The organism is Sphingobium anseongense (assembly GCF_037725245.1).
Taxonomy (GTDB): Bacteria; Pseudomonadota; Alphaproteobacteria; order Sphingomonadales; family Sphingomonadaceae; genus Sphingobium.
The window spans coordinates 1-857 of sequence record NZ_JBBJUL010000034.1 but is presented as its reverse complement, the minus strand read 5'-3'; the positions used below and the strand labels follow the sequence as shown (position 1 = coordinate 857).

Annotated in this window: 1 protein-coding gene; it reads left to right on the top strand. The window is 62.0% G+C overall.

The genetic code is table 11. The features are described 5' to 3' along the window. Positions 1 to 88: 88 nt before the first annotated feature. Positions 89 to 840 (top strand): IS5 family transposase gene (locus WG908_RS16475; protein ID WP_445326741.1). Its coding sequence is split into 2 segments (ribosomal slippage): positions 89 to 419 and positions 419 to 840, totalling 753 coding nucleotides; the frame shifts between segments, so codons are not numbered across the junction. Positions 841 to 857: the final 17 nt, after the last annotated feature.

The following is an 857-nucleotide window of genomic DNA, read 5'->3' as shown; positions in this document are numbered from 1 at the left end:
TCTAGGCCGTATCGACATTCAGGATTCCCAAATGGGTTGAAGGCTGATTCATAGGCATCCGTGTTGAGACGCGGAGCGGATGGTGGGTATCAAGCGATATGAGTTGAGCGAGGCGCAATGGTCGCGGATAGCGTTGCTGGTCCCGGGCAAGGCGGCTGATCCGGGGCGCACGGGCGCGGATAACCGTTTGTTCGTGAACGGATGTTTGTGGGTACTGCGCTCGGGCGCGCACTGGTGCGACCTGCCGGAACGCTACGGCAAGTGGAAGACGGTGCACCGGCGGTTCAGTCGCTGGTGCCATGCCGGCGTTTGGGAACGGGTGTTCGAGGCGCTGACGGCGGATCGCGACAACCAATATTTGATGATCGACAGCACCATCGTTCGCGCTCACCAGCAGGCTGCGACCGGAAAAGGGGGGCCAGGGATCAGGCGCTGGGGCGTTCCCGAGGCGGACTGACGACCAAGATCCACATGCTCGCCGACACGTTCGGTCGGCCTCTGCGACTGCGCATCACGCCCGGGCAGGCCAGCGACATCGCCTCTGCGCCAGACTTGCTCAAAGGTCAGCAGGCCAAGGCCGTGCTTGCCGACAAAGCGTATGATGGAAATGACTTACGCGACCAGATCGCAGCCATGAACGCCACGGCGGTGATCCCGTCCAAGCGCAATCGCAAGGTCGCAATCCCGCACGACGCCGCCATCTACAAGCACCGCAACCAGATCGAGCGCTGCTTTGGACGCCTCAAACATTTCCGCCGCTTCGCCACCCGCTACGACCGCCGTACCGTTCACTTCACCGGCTTCGTCCATCTCGCCGCTGCCATGATCTGGTTACGTTGAATGTCGATCCCGCCTAG